Genomic DNA, 374 nt, shown 5'->3' on the forward strand with positions numbered 1-374 from the left:
TGGCGCTCGATCCAGTGGCGGGCGATGTCGACGCGGCGGCACACCCATACGCGGTCGTGCTTCTCGATGTGGTCGAGGAAGCGCTGCAGCGCACGGAAGCGGCCCGGGCGGCCGAGCAGGCGGCAGTGCATGCCGATGCTCATCATCGCCGGGCGCTCCTCGCCCTCGGCATACATCACGTCGAAGGCGTCCTTCAGGTACTCGAAGAACTCGTCGCCGTGCGAGAAGCCCTGCGGCAGCGCGAAGCGCATGTCGTTGGTGTCGAGGGTGTAGGGCACAACGAGGTGCGGCACGGTGTCGCCGTTGGTCTTGCGCACCTCGGTCCAGAACGGCAGGTCGTCGCCGTAGTAGTCCGAGTCGTACAGGAAGCCGCC

1 pseudogene is annotated in these 374 nt (G+C 67.1%); it reads right to left on the minus strand.

What is annotated here, in order from left to right:
* Positions 1–374: pseudogene (locus C662_RS19645) on the minus strand (allantoinase); the annotation flags it as partial.

Source organism: Thauera sp. 28 (assembly GCF_000310145.2).
In the GTDB taxonomy this organism is placed as follows: Bacteria; Pseudomonadota; Gammaproteobacteria; order Burkholderiales; family Rhodocyclaceae; genus Thauera; species Thauera mechernichensis.